This is a genomic window from Mycoplasma sp. 5370 (assembly GCF_054343435.1).
This window is the reverse complement of the sequence record NZ_JBTGVF010000019.1, coordinates 1-19,574: the sequence shown is the minus strand read 5'-3', so window position 1 is coordinate 19,574 and position 19,574 is coordinate 1. Positions and strand designations below refer to the sequence as shown.

General features: G+C 22.5%; 17 protein-coding genes, 1 tRNA gene and 1 other RNA gene. 4 read left to right on the top strand and 15 right to left on the bottom strand.

The features are described 5' to 3' along the window. Positions 1-81 precede the first annotated feature (81 nt). Genes ACXX88_RS03090 through ACXX88_RS03080 form a run of 3 tightly spaced genes read right to left on the bottom strand, consistent with a single transcriptional unit; the run spans position 82 to position 4,362 of the window. Positions 82-894, bottom strand: coding sequence for a hypothetical protein (locus tag ACXX88_RS03090; protein ID WP_458559561.1), 813 nt, complete (start codon positions 892-894; stop codon positions 82-84). Positions 895-951: 57 nt separating this feature from the next. Then, positions 952-1,845 carry an RluA family pseudouridine synthase gene (locus ACXX88_RS03085; RefSeq protein WP_436359075.1) on the bottom strand — a complete coding sequence of 298 codons (894 nt, stop codon included), beginning with the start codon at positions 1,843-1,845 and terminating at the stop codon, positions 952-954. A gap of 3 nt (positions 1,846-1,848) precedes the next feature. After that, positions 1,849-4,362 (bottom strand): DUF31 family putative serine protease, encoded by a 2,514-nt coding sequence (locus ACXX88_RS03080; protein WP_458559560.1) that lies wholly within the window; start codon positions 4,360-4,362, stop codon positions 1,849-1,851. A gap of 33 nt (positions 4,363-4,395) precedes the next feature. On the opposite strand from ACXX88_RS03080, the gene ACXX88_RS03075 reads away from it, so the two are divergent. Beyond that, positions 4,396-4,481: transfer RNA gene (locus ACXX88_RS03075), tRNA-Leu, on the top strand. A gap of 73 nt (positions 4,482-4,554) precedes the next feature. Here the strand turns inward: ACXX88_RS03075 and greA are convergent. From greA to ACXX88_RS03025, 10 genes are read right to left on the bottom strand one after another with little or no spacing between them, the layout of a single operon-like run. Then, positions 4,555-5,052 (bottom strand): transcription elongation factor GreA, encoded by a 498-nt coding sequence (gene greA, locus ACXX88_RS03070; RefSeq protein WP_436359073.1) that lies wholly within the window; start codon positions 5,050-5,052, stop codon positions 4,555-4,557. Positions 5,053-5,084: 32 nt separating this feature from the next. Then, on the bottom strand, positions 5,085-5,705 hold the full coding sequence (locus tag ACXX88_RS03065) for a BC85_0335 family putative methyltransferase (protein WP_436359072.1): 621 nt from the start codon (positions 5,703-5,705) through the stop codon (positions 5,085-5,087). A gap of 1 nt (position 5,706) precedes the next feature. Then, positions 5,707-6,036, bottom strand: a complete 330-nt coding sequence (locus ACXX88_RS03060) for a hypothetical protein (protein WP_458557652.1) — start codon at positions 6,034-6,036, stop codon at positions 5,707-5,709. A 1-nt stretch (position 6,037) separates the two neighbouring features. After that, positions 6,038-6,457, bottom strand: a complete 420-nt coding sequence (ruvX, locus tag ACXX88_RS03055) for a Holliday junction resolvase RuvX (RefSeq protein ID WP_436359070.1) — start codon at positions 6,455-6,457, stop codon at positions 6,038-6,040. Further along, positions 6,458-9,085, bottom strand: a complete 2,628-nt coding sequence (alaS, locus tag ACXX88_RS03050; RefSeq protein ID WP_436359069.1) for an alanine--tRNA ligase — start codon at positions 9,083-9,085, stop codon at positions 6,458-6,460. Between the two features lie 13 nt (positions 9,086-9,098). After that, positions 9,099-10,214 (bottom strand): tRNA 2-thiouridine(34) synthase MnmA, encoded by a 1,116-nt coding sequence (mnmA, locus tag ACXX88_RS03045; RefSeq protein WP_436359215.1) that lies wholly within the window; start codon positions 10,212-10,214, stop codon positions 9,099-9,101. A gap of 60 nt (positions 10,215-10,274) precedes the next feature. Further along, a complete protein-coding gene (locus ACXX88_RS03040; RefSeq protein WP_458559559.1) occupies positions 10,275-11,813 on the bottom strand; it encodes an alpha-amylase family glycosyl hydrolase in 1,539 nt (512 codons plus the stop codon). A gap of 34 nt (positions 11,814-11,847) precedes the next feature. Beyond that, positions 11,848-12,777, bottom strand: coding sequence for a DNA polymerase III subunit delta (holA, locus tag ACXX88_RS03035; protein ID WP_436359067.1), 930 nt, complete (start codon positions 12,775-12,777; stop codon positions 11,848-11,850). A 2-nt stretch (positions 12,778-12,779) separates the two neighbouring features. Continuing rightward, positions 12,780-14,135 carry an MAG0480 family ComEC-like protein gene (locus ACXX88_RS03030; RefSeq protein ID WP_458559558.1) on the bottom strand — a complete coding sequence of 452 codons (1,356 nt, stop codon included), beginning with the start codon at positions 14,133-14,135 and terminating at the stop codon, positions 12,780-12,782. After that, positions 14,060-14,560 carry an MAG0490 family ComEA-like DNA-binding protein gene (locus ACXX88_RS03025; RefSeq protein ID WP_458557657.1) on the bottom strand — a complete coding sequence of 167 codons (501 nt, stop codon included), beginning with the start codon at positions 14,558-14,560 and terminating at the stop codon, positions 14,060-14,062. The genes ACXX88_RS03030 and ACXX88_RS03025 overlap by 76 nt, the downstream gene beginning before the upstream one ends. 81 nt (positions 14,561-14,641) lie before the next feature. Here ACXX88_RS03025 and rnpB point away from each other — a divergent pair. After that, positions 14,642-14,923: RNase P RNA component class B (gene rnpB / locus ACXX88_RS03020), an RNA gene on the top strand. 16 nt (positions 14,924-14,939) lie between these two features. Here rnpB and ACXX88_RS03015 read toward each other — a convergent pair. Beyond that, complete coding sequence (locus tag ACXX88_RS03015; protein ID WP_436359063.1) at positions 14,940-15,695, bottom strand: hypothetical protein; 756 nt, start codon at positions 15,693-15,695, stop codon at positions 14,940-14,942. 9 nt (positions 15,696-15,704) lie between these two features. Continuing rightward, positions 15,705-16,358, bottom strand: a complete 654-nt coding sequence (locus ACXX88_RS03010; RefSeq protein WP_436359061.1) for a uracil-DNA glycosylase — start codon at positions 16,356-16,358, stop codon at positions 15,705-15,707. Between the two features lie 57 nt (positions 16,359-16,415). Between ACXX88_RS03010 and ACXX88_RS03005 the strand changes: the two genes are divergently transcribed. Both ACXX88_RS03005 and dnaG read left to right on the top strand, forming a co-directional pair. Then, complete coding sequence (locus tag ACXX88_RS03005) at positions 16,416-17,780, top strand: glycine--tRNA ligase (protein ID WP_436359059.1); 1,365 nt, start codon at positions 16,416-16,418, stop codon at positions 17,778-17,780. Positions 17,781-17,793: 13 nt separating this feature from the next. Next, positions 17,794-19,521, top strand: a complete 1,728-nt coding sequence (gene dnaG, locus ACXX88_RS03000; RefSeq protein ID WP_436359057.1) for a DNA primase — start codon at positions 17,794-17,796, stop codon at positions 19,519-19,521. Positions 19,522-19,574: the final 53 nt, after the last annotated feature.

Here is a 19,574-nt window from a genome sequence, read left to right as displayed (position 1 = left end):
CCCATACTTTAAATTTTACTTTAAAGTGGTGCACTTGATCTTACAATTAAGCAAATTCCACTTTGATGGAATTTTTTCTGTTTAACTTAATCTAACTATTATCTTAATTAGTTCTTCTTTACTTAAAGAATCAACACCTGAAATTTGTAATTTTTCTGCTATTTTGACTAATTGTGCTTTATCTAATTTAGATAATTTTTGTTTTAATTCTTCTTTTTTTGGATCTTGTTCTTCTTTTGTGACTTCAACAGTTTGTCCTTCTTTATTTAAAGGTTCTTTTATATTTTCATTAGGATAAATATTTTGTTTTTGAAAATCTTTTAAAATGGAATTTAAATCAAAATTTTGTGTCAATTTTTGAAATTGTTCATATTGATAAGCTAAAACGAAAGATCTTTGAATTGATCTTAAAAGTTTTCATGGATATCACATAATTAGTGAAAATACTGCTAATATTGTAAATAAAATTATTGGTGTTATAAAAATAAAACTTTTAGTATTTGCTGCATTTCTTATTATTGGTTCTCTTATCAATAAACTTACAAATCAAATTAAAATTCAAATTAAATAAAAAGATAAAAGGTTTAATCCACCAAGAAAAGAAAAGTTTTTATTCTTGTTTATTTTTGTAAATGAATTGAAAAATAAAAAAGTAACTATAGAAATTAAAAAAGTAGAAGTTACTGAAAAAATTAAAATTGTTTGTAGAAAGCTAGCGAAAGTTGTATTTTCTTCTTGTGAATAATTGCTATAAAAAATAGCTGTCACTACAAATAAAGCAGATGAAAGAATAATCATCAAGATTAATATAGCACTAAAAAGTCATAAACTCTTTTTATATTTATCTTTTTCATCTCATAGTTCTTGAAGTGTTTTTTCTGGTTTTAAAATCATTTAGTCTCCTTTTGTGAATATTATACCATTTTATTTAAAATTTGGCAATCATTATCTTTAATTGCTAATTTCAAATTCTTTTGGTAGTGGTGCATTAAAAATCATTTTTTTGCCGTTAGGATGGGTGAATTCTATTTCATAAGCATGTAATCTTTGATTAAATTCATCAACTTTTTTTCCATATAGCGGATCTCCATATACTGGGTTTTTAATATATGCCATATGTACTCTAATTTGGTGAGTTCTTCCGGTTTCAAGTTCACATCTTATTAAAGAAAAGTTTTTTTGATTATAAGTAAAAAGTTTTTCTAAAAACACATGTGTAATTGCTTCTTTGGAATTTTGTTTAATTACAGTCATTTTTTGTCGATGAAGTGGATCTCTACCAATTGGTAAATTTATGTGCATTATTTCATTGGAAATAAAACCTTCAACAATAGCTTTATATTTCCTTTTGATTAAGTGATTTTTTAACTGCTCTGCTAAAAAGGAATGACTTTTGTTATTTTTAGCCACAATCAATAAACCTGATGTGTCTTTATCTATTCTGTGCAAAATTCCTGGACGCATTTGTCCATTAATGTTTGATAAATTATTATTAAAATAATATAATAATCCATTTACTAAAGTTCCTTTTAAATTCCCAGGAGCAGGATGAACAACCATACCTGTTGGTTTGTTAATAACAATTAAATCATCGTCTTCATAAATAATGTTTAAGTCCATTTTTTCTGGTTCAACATTAATCTCTTTTACAGGAATTTCCTTTATATAAATTTTTTGATTTTCAAAAACGATAAAATTAGGTTTTAAAACTAATATTTCATCATTTATATAGACGTTTTTGCCTAAAATTAATTCTTTTGCATCATTTCTAGAAATATCAGAATTATCACTAATATATTTATCGATTCTTTCTTTATATTTAACTTCTAATACTAATTCTTCCATACTTTAATATTTTACCTTTGCATCTATATCATCTAAATCTGTTACTATATTTTTAGTTTGATCTAATCATTTTCTTAAAACTGTTTTTTGATTATTTCTTTTTATAGAAATTGTATCTATAATTCCTGTTCCAAAGGATAGTCCTTTTTCATTTTCATCTCCAAAATATCCACCTCAGAAAATTCCTACAACTTGTCCAAATTGATTTAATACAAGAGAACCACTCATTCCGTGACCACTATATATACCAGGTAAATGGATATTTTCTTTAAGAGAAGTATATTGTTTATTATCAATTTCTTGAATTCTGTAACTATCATTATCATATTTTAAATATGGTGATTGACTAACTTCTACATATTCATCACCACCTAAATAACCGGCGAATGTTAATTCCATTGGTAAAGGTAATAAGTTATTTTCACTATTAACTGATTTAGGAAAGTCAATTCTGTCTGTTATTAAAAAATTTAATTTGTGTTCATCATAATATTTAGCTTGATCTGGTTTAAATTGTTCTACATAAGTAGGTTTATTGAATATATTTCTTACAATCTTATCTTCTGGGAAAGTTACTTTTATAAGGGCAAAATCTGTATATTTGCCTTTTTCTGGAGAATTTTCTCCTAATGGAATAACTTCTAAATGTTTTCAAAATTCTTCAGCTTCTTTTGTTATATAAGGTGATTTGTTAATGTTGTAAGCATAAGGTTCATTTATTTTACGATCAAATCTTCTAAATACTTGCGAATATGACACTCCACTAGGAGTAATAGGGGTATTTATATGAGGTAAACTTCTATATTTTGAATTATAACTATAAGCAAATGAAGAAACTTTATCTTTATATTTTAATAAATCAGAAACCACATGTATATTAGTAGCTAAATAATATGTATTTGTATTTTTTTCTTTATCAAAAATTCAAGCTGTCCCACTTATAACTCTTGAAGTTTTAGCATTGTCATTAACAATATAATGAATGGATAATGTTCTAGATTTTAAATCATCTAAAATTTCTTCTTTGCTTTTAATTTGTCCATTTTCTGGAAAATCAACAGCAATATTATTTTTGTCAGAAGGATTTCCTTCAAAAGGAATATATAGTCTATTTTCATCGCCATTTCAATTTTTAATGACAAAATTTAAACTTTTATTAAAAATTTCAAATTTTGAAGAAGTTGAATAAAAGAATTTAGCATAATCTACTCCAAAAGGAGAAAATCTGTTTTTAAATTCATTGCTTTCAAAAAAATTCTGAATTTTGTCACCTATGGTTTCATATCTTAAGGTTTTATCACTAGAATTTAAACTACTTACTACTAAATCTTGTTTAGTTTCTATATTGTATGATTTATTTATATAATTTTTATTAATTTTTGTAAATTCAAAAATTTTGGAACTTATTGTATTAAAATTAAATACTTTAAAATTAAATACTTTTTGGATTTTTGAATTTTTTTCAGTTATCAGGATATCTATATTACCATCTTGATCATCGAGTGTTTGAGTTAATATTTTAAAATCAAATTCGTTAAAATTTACATTGTTATTCAAATTAAAAATTTGGTTAAAATTAGAAATTTTTGCAGCAGAAATTACAGATGGAAAAATATCATTAGCATTTTTATTTAATTTAAAATAATCAGTTACATTTTCATTAAATAAAATCGTTTTTTTATTCAATATTTCTTGTTCATCTTTAAAAGAAACATTATTAATAGTTATAACTTTTCCGTAGGAATAATCAGGAAATGAAGAGTGAGTAAGAGTGAAAATTATGCTAATTTTCTTTGTAATAGGATTATAAGTGTTATTGAGAACCTCTATTTTTGCTTTATAATTTTCATTTTCTTTTAAAATTATTTCTTTAGTTTTTGTTGATGAGTTTGTTTGAATATTAAATTTGGCATCATCTAAAGTAAAATAATCTAAAAAGTTTTCAGATGTAAGGGAATTATGATTTATTGAAGATAACTCTTGTAATCTTGTTAAAAATAAATTTTGTAAAGCATTATTAATTCTTGTTTTAAATCTGATGTCTCCTACTTTTGTAGATTTAAAACCAGAAACTATAAATTCTTTTTCTCCTGCGATAGTTTCTGTTCTTTTATACTTGCTTGTCATTTTAACTTTAATTGTTCCATTAAAGTCATCTGCACTATTTGGTACTTCTTCTAAATCAATATCAAATTTTTCTAAAATATCTGTGGTTTCTATATTCGGTTTTATTCTATAACTTAAATAACTTCTTAAATATGAAATATTATCTGGTTTTGAAATTTCACTTGGTAATATTTCATCTAAACCACTTTTTGCTTCAATGGCTATAAAATTATCAACACCATTATTTTGAATTTTAGTGTTGTTTCCATTGTTGTTGTTTATGAAGTCATCATAACTATTTTTTATAATGAAATAGGAACCAACAACTATTGAAATAACCGGGATTGCTATTATAGAAGATATTCCCAACAAAAAAAGTCCTTTTTTATTTTTCTTTTTATTTTTTTCCATTTTTCACTCTTTTTATGTATAATTTTTATTATTGGCTCATTGGTGAAATGGTAGACACAGGAGATTCAAAACCTCCCGCAAGAGATTGCATATCGGTTCAAGTCCGATATGAGCCACCATTTGTTTTTAAAACGCCTTTTTGAATAAAAAAGTTAGTTAGAGTAAAATTTCTCTTTTATTTCTAACTAACTTTTATTTTGAAATTTCTAAAATTTCAACTGAATATTTATCAGGAGCATCCACATCAACTTTTTCACCAACTGAATGATTTAAAACAGCTAAAGCTAATGGTGTTATATTGGAAATTTTTAATTCTTCAGGATTAGCATCCAAAGAACCTACGATTTGTACTTCAATAATATTTCCTTCATTTTCTTTATTTTTTGCTTCAAAAATTCTTAATTTAACTTTTGAACCAACAGAAACTACATTATTTTTTTCAACTTCAACAATTACTTTAGCTTTTGAAATAATATGTTCTAATTCTGTTATTCTTGCTTCAAGTAATCCTTGCTTTTCTCTTGCTGCATCATATTCAGCGTTTTCAGAAAGGTCACCTTGATTTCTAGCATCTTTAATATCTTCAATTACTTTAGGTCTTTCAACATTAATAAGATTGTGTAATTCTTCTTTAAATTGGTTTAAACGCTCTTGTGTTAGTAAAATTTCATTATCGTTTTTTTTCTTCATTTTGCCTCCAATTTATATTCAATTTTACCAAATTAAATAACTATTAATAAAAAAGTATTAGAAATTTTTATATAGTTATGTTTTAAATTTTTATTTTTAACAAATTCTTTGATTTCTTTTGTGAAACTTTTTTTATTTGTTTTCAAAACAAGCATTCTGTTTTCTTTTAATAAAGAAAGCATTTTATCTCATTCAATTTTATCATTAATATTTGCTGTATCTATGAAAACAAAATCTAATGAGCAAGAATCTAAAGAATCAATATTAAAATTATTAATATTCATATTAAATCTCTTTTGCAAGTCATTTATTTTGGAACTGCTTAAAAAGGAATTTAAATTTTGAAGTTGTTTATTAACTACATAAAATAAAAAACCTTTTTCTTCAACAAAAAGTAAATTTTTGTAATTATTTGCATCAATAGTATTCATAAAAAATTCAAATTCTTCTACCATTCACTCTGTAGCATCTTTTATTTCTTCTTGAATTTCTTCTTTAAGAAAATGTTTATTTTCTACTTCGAACTTTTTATTTTCTTCTTTATATTTTTGAATTTCTTTATTTGTATAAATTTTTAAAATAAAATAAATTAAAAATCCTATAAATAAAACAACAAACATAGAAGTAATTAGAATAATTTTTCAAATTTCCATATTATTCCTCTTCTAGTTCATATGAAAGAAATTTAAATATGTCTATTTTAGTATCATTTAAATAGAAATTTTCTTTATTTTCTTCAATGAAATCATCAAAAATAGAATTAGCAATATCATATTCATCTTCTTCTAAATTGCTATAAATTCCTTTATCTTCGTCAAATTTCAAAACATTTATAGAGTTTTCTTCATCTAAGAAAAATATTAAATTTTCCCCAACAACATCATTAGAAAACAACATTGTTATTTTTTGGGAAATTTCTTTCCCTGTTTCATCAGTAAACATTAATTCTGTTTTTCTACTTTTATCATTTAAATCTATTTTCATATTATAACCTTATCAAATAATCTTCTAAAATTAGTTGTGCTGCTAATTTATCTTTACTTTTTTTTCTTTTTTTTCTTGATATGCCTGCTGAAATCATTATTTCTTCAGCTTTTTTTGTTGTTTCTCTTTCGTCAATTAAAATCACAGGTAAAAGAAAAGTTTTTTCTAATATGACTTTAAAATTCTCAACCATAATAGTTCTTTCACTTTTGTTTCCTGTCATTTTGAGTGGATAACCTAATACAAATGTATCAATTTCATATTCATTTAAATATTCACTTATTCTTTTAACTACTTTATCAAAATCATTTTCTTCAAACCTAAAATTTTCAAGTCCAGTTGCTAAAATGTTAAATGGATCACTTATTGCAAAACCACATGTTTTAGTTCCTAAATCTAATGCTAATTTTCTCTTGTTCATTTAATTTTTCAATATAGAAATTATATTTTTCTCTGAATCTAAATTATTTTCTATATTTCCTTGAGCTAAAATTGAACTTCCACCACCAGAACCTTTTACAAATTTTAAAATTTTATTAAATAATTCTTTACAATCTTCTATTTTTGAACTTATAGTTAATAGTAATTTTTCATTTTTTGCAGAACCTAAAATAAATGTTATTTCTGGATTGTTTTCTCTTAAACTAGCTGCTAAATTTTTTATTGTGCTTGCTTCTAAATTTAAATTTATATAATATTTTTTATTATTAATTTCTATTGGGTTTATATCTAAATTTATGTCAATATTTTGTGAAGTTTTAGATATATTTTTAAAATCTTCTCTTGCTTTTTCAATTAATTCATTTACTTTTTTAAGTGTTTCTCTATCTCCGTTATTTTCAAAATCAGTTATTTTATAATTTGGTTCTATTTTTTGAATTTTATGACATAAATTATTATAAATTTCTTGATTCTTATCAATTTCTTGCTCAAAATATTTAGAAATCATTTTATTTGATGTTATAGCTTTAATTCTAAAAATCCCAGTTCCTTTATTTTCTACTGATACAATTTTAAAATCTTCTATTAAACTTGTATTACAAATATGGGTTCCACCACATAAATCGGTAGTAATGTTTTTGAATTCAACAAGTCTAACATTATTTTTATCCATATATTCAGCTTCTTCAAGCGTCATTATAGCATTCATTTTTTCTGCTTCTTTTATAGAAGTTTCTAAATATCTTCTATCAACTGAACTTTTAATGTAAGAAATAACTCTATTCTCGATTTCATCAATTTCTTTTTCTGATGGTTTTTTATCTAATGGGAAATCAAATGTTAATCTATTTTCATTATTATCTGAACCTAACTGCTTAATAAACATTCCATATTGTTCTCTTAATGACTTGAATAATAAGTGAGTACTTGAATGATTTCTTTCTAAATTTACTCTATTATCTTTATCAATAAATAATTCTACCTCTGATTTTTTGTTCAATTTTCCTTTTATAACATGGACATTATTTTGAAACTTATCTTTAAAAACTTCTATTACTTTAACTATGTTGTTATCTTGTTTTATAAATCCTTGATCATGTTTTTGACCACCGCCAGTTGCATAGAAAACAGTTTTATCAAAAATAACATAACTTAAATCTTCATCAGAAGTAAAATCAATTTCTTTTTCAGAAGAAGCTAAAAACTTAATTTTTGCTTTTAATTTACTATTTTCATAACCGACAAATTCAGATATTTTGCCTTTAATTAAATTTAAAGAATTTATAACTTTTTTCATCCCTTGTTTTTTCTCTCCACGAGAAATATCAGCATGTTCCTTTTTATATTTATCAAATTGAGAAATATCAAGTGATACGCCTTTTTCTTGAAGGATTTCTTGAGTTAATTCAATCGGAAATCCATATGTTTCAAATAATTTAAAAGCTACTGAAAAATCAAAATTTCCTTTATTTTTTTCTAATTCTTGATCTAAAAGTTTTTGTCCTTGTTCGATGGTTTGAGAGAATAACATTTCTTCATTTTTTATAATTGTTTCTACTTTTTTAACATCAATTTCATATGGTAAAGTATCTTTAACAATTTGAGTTAATTTATATAAAAAGGTTTTTTCTTTGATTCCAAGTTGTAAACCAGCTCTATAAGATCTTCTAATTAACCTTCTAATTATATAACCACGAGAAACGTTTGATGGTTTTACTCCATCATTTATAGCATTAACAACAGCTCTTATATGATCTGCAATAATTTTAAATTTAATATTAAAAAATTCTACTTCTTTATTTTTAATAAAATAGTTATTTGGATCATATTTATAAGAAGTCATTTTTTCAACTTCTTTAATAATTGGTAAAAATAAGTCTGTATCAAAATTAGTTGGAGCATCTTGTAAAATTGATACCAATCTTTCAAAACCAGCTCCTGTATCAATATTTTTTTGTGCTAACTCTGTATAGTTATTTTCACCATCATTATTAAATTGAGAAAAAACGATATTTCAAATTTCTATATATCTATCATTTTCGATATCTTCTTTTAATAATTCAATTCCTCTTGAATCAAATTTTTCACCTCTATCGAAAAAAATCTCAGTACATGGACCACAAGGACCAGAACCAATATCTCAAAAATTAGTCTTTCTTGTTCCTTTGATAATATGAGATTCATCAATTCCTAAAGATATTCATTTATTTTTAGTAATTTCATCCTCTTCAAAGTATGTAAAATATAATTTTTTTAAATCAAAATTTAAGCATTTAGTTAAAAATTCATAAGCATATTCGATTGCTTCTTCTTTAAAATAATCACCGATTGAAAAATTACCCAACATTTCAAACATTGTATGATGTCTTGTAGTATAACCCACATTTTCTATATCATTAGTTCTTAGTGATTTTTGAGAGTTAGTTAAACGATTTTTTGGTGGTATTTTCTTTCCTGAAAAATAATCTTTTAAAGTTGCTACACCTGAATTTATTCACAACAAAGAAGGATCATTAACTGGAACTAATGATTTTGTTTCTACAATTAAATGATTTTTTGATTCAAAAAATCTTAATCATTTTTCTCTTATTTCTTTTGATGTTAACATTTTATCTCCTTTATTATAAATAATCAATTTCCTTGTTTTTTCTGTATATTTTGTCTATGATTGCTCCTCCAAGACATTTTTCACCATCGTAAAATACCACTTGTTGCCCAGGAGTTACCGCTTCAGAACCTTGCGGATAAAAAACAGTTATATTTTCTTTATTTTCAGATATTTCTATTGTAACCGGAATATCTTCTTGTCTATATCTGAATTTAGCTGTGATGTTATTTGTATTAAAATCTCAATTATTTAAATTTAAATTTGTTGCTTTTAATTTATCTGATATTAATCATTCTTTTTCCGATGCTGGGGCTACATAAATAATCTTTTTCTCTATATTATGACCCACAACAAAGAAAGGTTCTTTCATACCACCAAGATGTAGCCCTTTTCTTTGTCCTAAAGTATAATACATAGCACCTATATGTTCACCAACAACCTTATTATTTCTTATATCAACAATTTGCCCTGGTTGAGAAGGGATGTAATTTTGCAAGAAATCTTGAAAATTCCTTTCTCCGATAAAGCAAATTCCTGTAGAATCTTTCTTTTTGGCAGTAATTAAACCTAATTTTTCAGCAATACTTCGAACTTCTTTTTTCTCTAAATTTGCAAGTGGAAATAATGTTTTAGAAATTTGAAAATTATTTAATTGAGCTAAAAAATAAGTTTGATCTTTTTCTTTATCCTTTGATCTAAATAAAAAACCATTTTCTGATTTTGCATAATGACCTGTAGCAATAAAATCGCCTTCAAATTCTTGTAAAACAAAATTTAAAAATTTGTCAAATTTTATATATTTATTGCATAAAATATCAGGATTTGGAGTTCTCCCTTTTTTATATTGTTCAATAAAGTCTTGAAAAACATATTCTCAATATTCTTCAATAAAGTCTTTTCTATATATTGGTATATTCAATTTTTTTGCAACTTCTTGAGCATCAGCTCAATCATTTTCTTGTGGACATTGTTCTTGGTTATAATCATTGCCTAAAATATCATTATTTATTAATGAATCTCAATTTCTCATAAATACACCAATAACTTCATGACCTTGCTCCTTTAATAAGTGAGCTGCTACCGATGAATCTACTCCACCAGATAATCCTACAATAACTCTTGCCATAATAAACACTATTATAATAAAAAATATTAAATTTAAGCCTATTTTGCTTAAATTTTTATATTTTTAATATTTTTCCCTTTCAAAAATTAAAACTTGATATTTTGATAACTTAATATTATTTTTATTATTTACTTTCAAGTTTGAACTTGAATATTTTAATTTATATTTTTCTAAATTTAAGATTGATCACTTGTTTTTATTTGTTAAATTAATAAGAATTAATATTTCAGTTCTAATAAAATTAATTTTATATTTTAAAATTGAAATGCTTGGAAAATTTAAAGAAATTTTTAAATTTTTAGAACTATCAAAATCGCTAAAAAATAATTTTTTAAATTTTAGTAATTTAATAATTCAATTTCATAAAGACTCTTCATTAGTAAAATTATCATATAAATTATTGCTTTTATAATTTTCAGGTTTTTTGAAATAATTTATTTCATTTTTATTAAATCCAAGCCCTTTATTTCCAAATCAAGCAAAAGATGTATTATTATTTTTAGCACTTAACTTTGATCTAACATTAAAATAAGATTCCGGTGTAACTCCTTTGTATTCTAAAAATCTTTTTCTATAACTAAAATCTTTTTCATTTAGTTCATCTTCGCTTTTGAAGATAATATTTTCCTGACCGATTTCATCTCCTTGAAAAAAATAATTATTATGATTATTTAAAATAAAAACAGAAAAAATCATTTTCTTAAAAGCAAGCATTTCTTCTTTGTCTTTGCAAGCACAAAGTCTAGATGCTATTCTCCCATAAAATTCATTATTCATTACAAAAGAAGTTTTTATATTAGTTTTCAATATTTTTCTAAAAAAAAGAAAGTTTTTTAATCAATTATACTTAGTTAAATAATCATTTGGATATTTTTTGTGAAGTCAGTATTCTGAATAATAATCTAAAAATAATTCATCAAATTTAAAATTTGATAATATATTCGTCTCTAAATTATGTTTATAAAAGGAAAAATCTAAAGAAGCAAAAATTTTAATTTTATTATTAATTAGTTTTATATTTTCAATTAAGTCGTTAATTATAATATGAGAATTTTCATTATAATTAATTTCTGGTTTATTTATATATAAAATATTTTTAAAAACTATGCCATCAATTCCTAATTGATTATAAAAATTAATAATTTCTTTAAATTTTTCTTTTTTTTCAGTTCTTAATCATTCTAAGTCAATAACTTTAGTTACATCTTTTTTCATTATAAACTCAGAAGTTTTACTAATTTCCTGTAAATCTTCTTTATTTTTTCTACTATAAATTGTTTTATAATTGCTAAAATTTTCAAAATATTTATCAGATTTTTTAAAATCAAAAACCATATTTACTTTTATATCTCTAGATTTAAAAATGCTTATCATTTCTTTAAAATCTAAAATATCTCCATAATGGATTTTAATAAATTTTGGATCTTTAATTTCTTCATAGTTATCTAAAATAGAAGGAATGATTATTTCATCGATTCCTAATTCTGAAAAATAGGATACTTTAGAAGATATCCCTTTATAATCCCCAACACCTGAAGATGTTGAATCATAAAATTTTGTATTTAATATTTCATAATAATTTTTTCTTATTTCGCTTCTCATTATAATAATAATTATATTTTAATTTGTTTAAAAATTATAAATAAATTAAAAATGTTTCAAAACCTTCCTTTTCTTGCATTTTTCCTGATTTTATTAAAAAATCTAATTCAGATAATTTTTTAATTATGTTAAAAACATACTTTTCATCTTTTCTATTATTTTTTAAAAATTCTTTTGCTTTTTTAATTCTAAAAGGATGAATTTTTATTTTCTCAGCAAGTTCTTTTTCACTAATTTTTTTATTGTCAAAATGAATAACTTGAAATAAAACATTAAAAAAAGAAAATATTTGACCAATTAAATTATTTATTGAAAAACCTTCAAGTGTTTTTTCTTTATAAACCTTTCAAATTTCCTCTATATTTAAATTTGATAAGGAATTTATTAATGCAAAATCATTGTCTAGATCAGTTAAAAAAACCAATTTTTGAATACTTGTTTTAGTAATTACTGTATTATAAATTAGCAATTTATCAATTTCTTTTGAAATAAACATTAAGTCATTTGGTAAAAGTGATGCTAAATATATTAAATCTAATTCTGAAATTTCTCCCTTTTTAGCTTTTATTATTTTTTTGATATATTCATTTTTTTCTTTAATATCTATTTTATTTAATTCTTTATGGAAAGAATTTGACAATAAAAATTTAAAGAGTGATGAATTTATTATTTTTCTCTCTTTTTTTTCAAAAAAACAACTAAAAATAATTACTTTTTCTTTATTTATTTTTATGGAATTTAATAAATCTATTAATTTATTTACTTCTGGATTTAAAAATAAATCAGTATCTTTTATTACTAAAACTTCTTCATTAATAAAAATGTCTTTAGAATCTATTTTTTCAAGCAATTGATCAAAAGAAATTCCAGAACAAATTGTGATTTTGTGGTTTGGTAATTTGGAAATAATTTTTTTTATTTCTCTATTTATTAAAAACTGTTCATTACCATAAAAAAAATACATTTTTACCCCTTTTCTTTATTTTTTTTAAAATTGATAATATTTAAAATTAAAAAATAATTACAAATAACAATTAATGATATTATAAAAGAAAAATTCAAATTTATATAATATTGATAAGGATAAAATCATTTAATTATATAAATAAATACCAACGAAATAAAGTCCAATATCTCCTTATTTCAAATAAATATAAAGGAAAAAATATAAAGAATTGAAATAATAGGACTGAAAACTACTGAATTTAATATAGATAAAATATTGTAATGTGTTAAATCTACGATGTTTATAATTAAAAAACCAATAATGTTGCTGCTAATTGAAATTAATAAAATATTAAGAAATTTATTTTTTATTTTAAACTCTAAAATAAAAAGAATATTTAAAGTTATTAAAAAAGTTAATATAAATGAGACAGAAAAAATAACATTAATATTTATAATTATAAAAATTAAAGCTATGAATATTAAAATTTCAATTCTATTAAATTTATTTTTCAATAATTTTAAATTTATATAATTAAAAATTATAAAAACAAAAGCACGTACACTTGAAATTGAAAAATCTAAAATCATTAAATAGACAAAACAAAAGAAAAAGAAAAAAATAAAAAATCAGATTTCTTTAATTTTCAAAAAATTAAAAATTTTCTTAATGAAAAGATTTATTAAACCAATATGAAATCCCGAAATAACAAATAGATGATAAATAGATAAATCTTTAATAATTTTAACTATTTCATTAGATTCATTTGTTTTTTCTCCAATCAAAAGCATTGGAACAATTTTTGCATAATTTTCTTTACCACTTAGTATATATTGTTTTATATTATCTAAAAAAGAAAAATGTTTTTCTTGAAAATTTAAATACAACACTTTTTGAACTTTGTATAAAATGTTTTTAGATTTTAAGAATAAATTTCAACTTAATTTTTCGTTATTATTTTCAATTTTTGCTATTTCTAATTTTGCATTATATAAAGCATTTTCCTGTATATCAGGATAATTAATAAGCACTTTTCTAGATTCAAAATCAAAAAAGAAACTTTTTTTCGATAGTTTATAAAATTGAATATTATTTTTTTCAATTACAAAAGTCTTTTTTTCACTATTTTGACTAAAAAATAAAATAAAAAAGTAAATGGTAAATAAAATTAAAAAGGTTATGTAAAGTTTTGATTTTATGTTTAAAAAATATATAAAAATGATTAAATTAAAAAATAAAAATAAATAATTTAAAAAAGTGAAACTTATTTGAAGAAAAATAATAAATATAATTAATAAAATTAAATCTCAAACTCTTCTTGCAGAATTTTTAGAGTTTTTTCACCTAATCCATTTATTTTTAAAAAATCTTCCCATTTTAGTTTTTCTGTATCTTTATCTTTTAAAAAAAGTATTATTTTTTTTATTATATTCATTCTTATACCAACTTTTTTAAACTCTTCTTCTGTAACTTTATTAATTTTTTTCTTTGTTTTATAATCAATAAAAGGAATAAAAATTTTTTTATTTTCAATAATTTTTTCTTCAAGATTTATTTTTTTAATATCTGCATTAGGTTTTAAATTAAATTTAAATAAAACATCTCTTAACTTAACCCCTTTATCGAAAAATAATCCGCCTTGATATGAAACAGCTCCTGAAATTTCTAAAAGAACTTTTTCTTTTTTTAAGAAATTTTTCTTGTTTTGTTGCTTATAAATAAAGAAAGAAACTCCACCAACCAAAACCAAGGAAAAAAGCAACAAGGAAGATATAAAAAATTTTTTTCTTTTCTTAACCATATTAAATATTTCTTTTTTTGAGATAAAAGTCAAAAAAAGGAAAAAAATAGGAAAAATGCTTTTATTTTGCTAAAATAATATAGCATTGGTCAATTGCTGCAAATATATTGTAGAGGAAAGTCCGCGCTAGCACTATCTGAGATGATAGTAGTGTTCATGTTGGATCTAATAAATCCAAGCTTAGACGACAAGTGCCACAGAGACGAGCTTATTAAATTAAGGTGAAACGCGGTAAACTCCATGAGCTAGAAACCCAAATTAAGGTAGGGGAACTTTATTTTTTGAAATGAAAAAAAATAAAGAGGTTTTAAATCTAGATAAATAATTGACACTTTTATAAAGTACAGAACGCGGCTTATAGATGCAAAAAAACCAGTTTTTATTTAACTGGTTTTTCTTTTTGAATATTCACTAATAAGTCGCTTATAAAATTAAAAGAATTTTTTAATAAATAAGGACTTATTTTTCTTATTCCATATATTTCTTGTAAATCTACTAAAATTAATGTTTCATTATTCACAAATGCTTTTTTATAAGAAAAGAGTATTATATTTTTATCTCTTTCAAGTAAATTGGATACAAAACCCTTTAGTGCAAAATCATCATAAAAATTATCAAAAATGATATAAATATCATCATTTATAACATTATTTTCAATTATTACATTTGTATTAGAATTCAATATAATTTCTTTTCTTTTAATTTCAGAATAAAATTTTATAAATTCATTTACATTATAGTTATCTTCTCCTAATTTAAAAAGGTGAAATCTTGAATATTTTTCTAAAACTAAAAATATTTTTTGTAAATTTTTATAATTAGTCATTAATCCTTCAATTAAAAAATCTAAATCATACCCAATTACAGTCTTAAATAAAGCATCTCCAAAAGGATTTTTATCTTTTTCCTTTTGTTTTATATAGTTTTCAGTTACTGTTTTTCTAAATTCTTTATAATTTTCATAACCGATTTTCTTTACATAATGACTTATCGTACATGCTGTATTCATGAAAAATTGTTCAGCAAATTCCATTTGAGTTAATTTACAAAATAACTCAGTGTTATTTTCAATTCAATCTTCCATTTCATGCTCAGTTTTTGATAATCTAACTTCAACTTTATGTTTTACTACCATAATTAAATTTTATCATTTTATTGAATTTTTATGAAGATTTATTAACATATCATTAATTTTTTTGAAAATTTGTGAATTTTTTAAACTTTTTGAGTAACTAAATGGCGAAGGATGGGATGTTATTAAAATTATTTGATCTTCTAAATTAATTAATGGGATAACTTCTTCAGCCTTTTTACCCATAAATAAAAAAATTAGATTTTTTTGTTTATTTGAAATAAAGTTTAAAAAATTAAAAGTAAAAGTTTCTCAACCAATATGTTTATGAGAAAGAGGTTTTCCTTTTTCTACTGTTAAAATAGTATTTAGTAATAAAACACCTTGTTTAGATCATCTTTCTAAATTTCCATTTTCACTTTGAAAATCAGGATAACTATTTTTTATTTCTTTATATAAATTATTTAACGATGAGGGAATTCTTTTAGATTTGCTTGAAAAAGCCAAACCATCCGCAAAACCTTCTGTATGATAAGGATCTTGTCCTAAAATTATAACTTTTAAGTCATTAAAATTTGTAATTTCAAAAGCTTTGAAAATATCTTTATAATCAGGAAAAATAGTTGCTTTTTCATATTCTTTTTCAATTTTTTCACAAATATTCAAAAAATATTTTTTACTTTTTTCTTTTTTTAAAAAATTAAAAACTTCTTCTTGATTCAACATATTAAAATTATAAATAAAAAATAAAAATAACACTTTTTTTATTATAATTTAATAACTATGAGTAATAAAGAAAAGAATATTCAAAATATAATAAATCATTTAAAAAATTCAGGTTTTGTTTTTCAAGGTTCTGAAATTTATGGAGGTTTAGCAAATACTTGAGATTATGGTCCTTTAGGTGTTCTACTTTCTAAAAATATTAAGGACTTTTGATGAAGAGAATTTATAACTAAAATACCAGAAAATTATGGATTAGATTCTAAAATTTTAATGAATCCAAAAGTTTGAGAAGCATCAGGTCATGTTTCAAATTTTTCCGATCCATTAATAGAAAATAAAAAAAATAACAAAAGATATAGAGCTGATCACATTATGGAAGAACTTTTTCCAGAAATAAATGTCAATAAATTATCAAATGAAGAAATTACAAAACACTTAAGAAATAACGTTAAAAACTATGATAATAGTGAAACAGATTGAGGAGAAATTAAACAATTTCACCTTATGTTTGAAACTCATCAAGGAGTTGTAGTAGATAAAAAAGATAAAATTTATTTAAGACCTGAAACAGCACAAGGAATTTTTGTTAATTTTAAAAATATACAAAGAACAATGAGAGCGAAAATTCCTTTTGGAGTAGGACAAATTGGTAAATCCTTTAGAAATGAAGTAACTCCAGGAAATTTTATTTTTAGAACTAGGGAATTTGAGCAAATGGAACTTGAAATTTTTAGTTCTCCAGAAGATTCACTAGCAATATACAAAAATTATTTAGAAAAAGTGTGAGCTTTCCTTTTAAATATAGGAATTAAGAAAGAATCTATTAAATTTAGGGAACACTCTAAAGAAGAGTTAGCTCATTATTCTCAAGCAACAAGTGATGTAGAATTTTTATTCCCTTTTGGTTGAGGTGAATTACTCGGAGTTGCACATAGAGGTGATTTTGATTTAACATCACACAGTAATTTTTCAGGAGAAAAATTAGAATATTTAGATCCAGTAACTAATAAAAAATACATTCCGCATATTATCGAACCTTCTATTGGGATGGATAGATTACTTTTAGCTTTAATTGTAGATGCCTATGAAGAAGAAAATATAGAAAATAATGATACAAGAATAGTTTTAAAATTAAATAAAGATATCGCCCCATATAAAGTAGCAGTTCTTCCTCTTGTTAAAAAATTATCAAAAGAAGCAATGGAAATTTTTAATTCATTAATAGAAGATAATATAAGTGCTTCATTCGATGAAAGTGGAACTATTGGTAAAAGATATCGTCGTCAAGATTCAATAGGAACTTTTTATTGTATAACTTTTGACTATGATTCTTTAAACGATAATAAAGTAACTATTAGAAACAGAGATACTATGCAGCAAGAGAGAATTTTCATTGCAGATATTAAAAAATATATTAAATAAATTAGGAAGGTAAATGAATAAAGAATTAGTAAATAAAATAATAACTGAATTGGATATAATTTCAGTTATTTCCAGTTTTTTACCTTTAGAAAAAAGAGGAAATAACTATTTGGCCATATGTCCATTTCACCAAGATAGCAAACCATCATTAACTATTTCTCCTTCTAAAAAAATTTTTAAATGTTTTAGTTGTCAAGAATCAGGAAATGTTCTAGATTTTGTAATAAAATTTAATAATTTTTCTTTTACCAACGCACTAAAATACTTAAACGAAAATTTTAACTTAAATTTGAATTTGGATGAAATGTCTTCTTTTGAAAATAAACCCCTATATAATGAGTTTGAACAAAAATTAATTAAAGCAAATGAAGATGCCAATATGTTATTTAAATTGTTCTTATTAAATCAACAAAAAAGTAATTTTGAAATTTCCAGTTTTATTCAAAATCGCTTTATAAATGACGAAATAATAAAGGTTTTTGAATTAGGTTTCGCTCCAAATGATAATAAAATTATTGAACTTTTATCTTTAAAAAATAACCAAAAAGACATATTAATTAATGCATCACTTATAACTGAAAACGAAAACTCTTTTTTTAAAAACAGAATTATGTTTCCTATAAAAAATCAATTTGGAAACATTGTAGGATTTTCAGGAAGAGTTATTTCTGATAAAAGTAATCAAGTTAAATATTTAAATTCAGCTCAAAATAAAATTTTTTCAAAATCAAAAATACTCTTTAATTATAAAAATGCGATTGATTTTTTAGGAACAAAAAATGAATTAATAATTTGTGAAGGATTCATGGATGTTATCGCTCTTTATAAAGCAAACATAAAAAATGCCGTTGCATTAATGGGTACTGCTTTAACTGAAGAACATATTAAATTGTTGCTAAACAAACATGTAATTCTACTTTTAGACGGCGATAAAGCTGGTGTAGAAGCTACTAAAAAATCTCTAAAAATTTTATTAAAAAATAATATAAAAGTAGAAATCATTAAAAATGATACAAACTATGATCCAGATGAATATTTAAACATTTTTGGACAAGAAAAACTCAAGGAAATGCTTAATAATAGAATATCACCCCTTTCTTTTTTATATAAAGAAATGATTATTAATGTAGATAAAAATGATTTTATATCAGTTGATAATTTTATAAAAGACTTTAAAGATTTTTTAGTTTTAGCTGATTATAAAGAAAAATCCTTTATTTTAGAAAAAATTGAAAGAGAATTAAACATAAATCCTAAAATTTTTAATCTCCAAAACAATGAAATAAAATACAAAAGTTTTTCAAATTATAATCAAAACCCAAATAAACAAAAAAAAGTATTAAATTTAGAGAGTAATGTAGAAAAAATAAGAAAACAAATAATAACTTCCATTTGTCTTATAGAAGAGATTGAAAAAAATTTTATGCAAAATTCTGAAAAATTCAATCTTCTTGTTTCTGATAAAAAAAATATTAATAAAATTCTTAAATATAAAACAGTTCAAGAAAAAACACAAGCTCTAAATGAAAGTCAATTATTTATAGAAACTTATGCAAAAGATCTTAATGATTTAAATGTTTTAATTAACAATTACAAAAAAATCAATGAAAAAATAAAAGTATTCAAGATACAGAATATAATAAAAGAATTAGAAAAAGAAAAAGAAAATTGTTCCGATATAGATGAAAAAGAAAAAATTGATGAAAAAATTTTATCATTTATTTCATTATTGAATAAATAAAATGTAATTACAGATATAAAATGTCACTTTTTATAAATATGTGTTAATTTAAT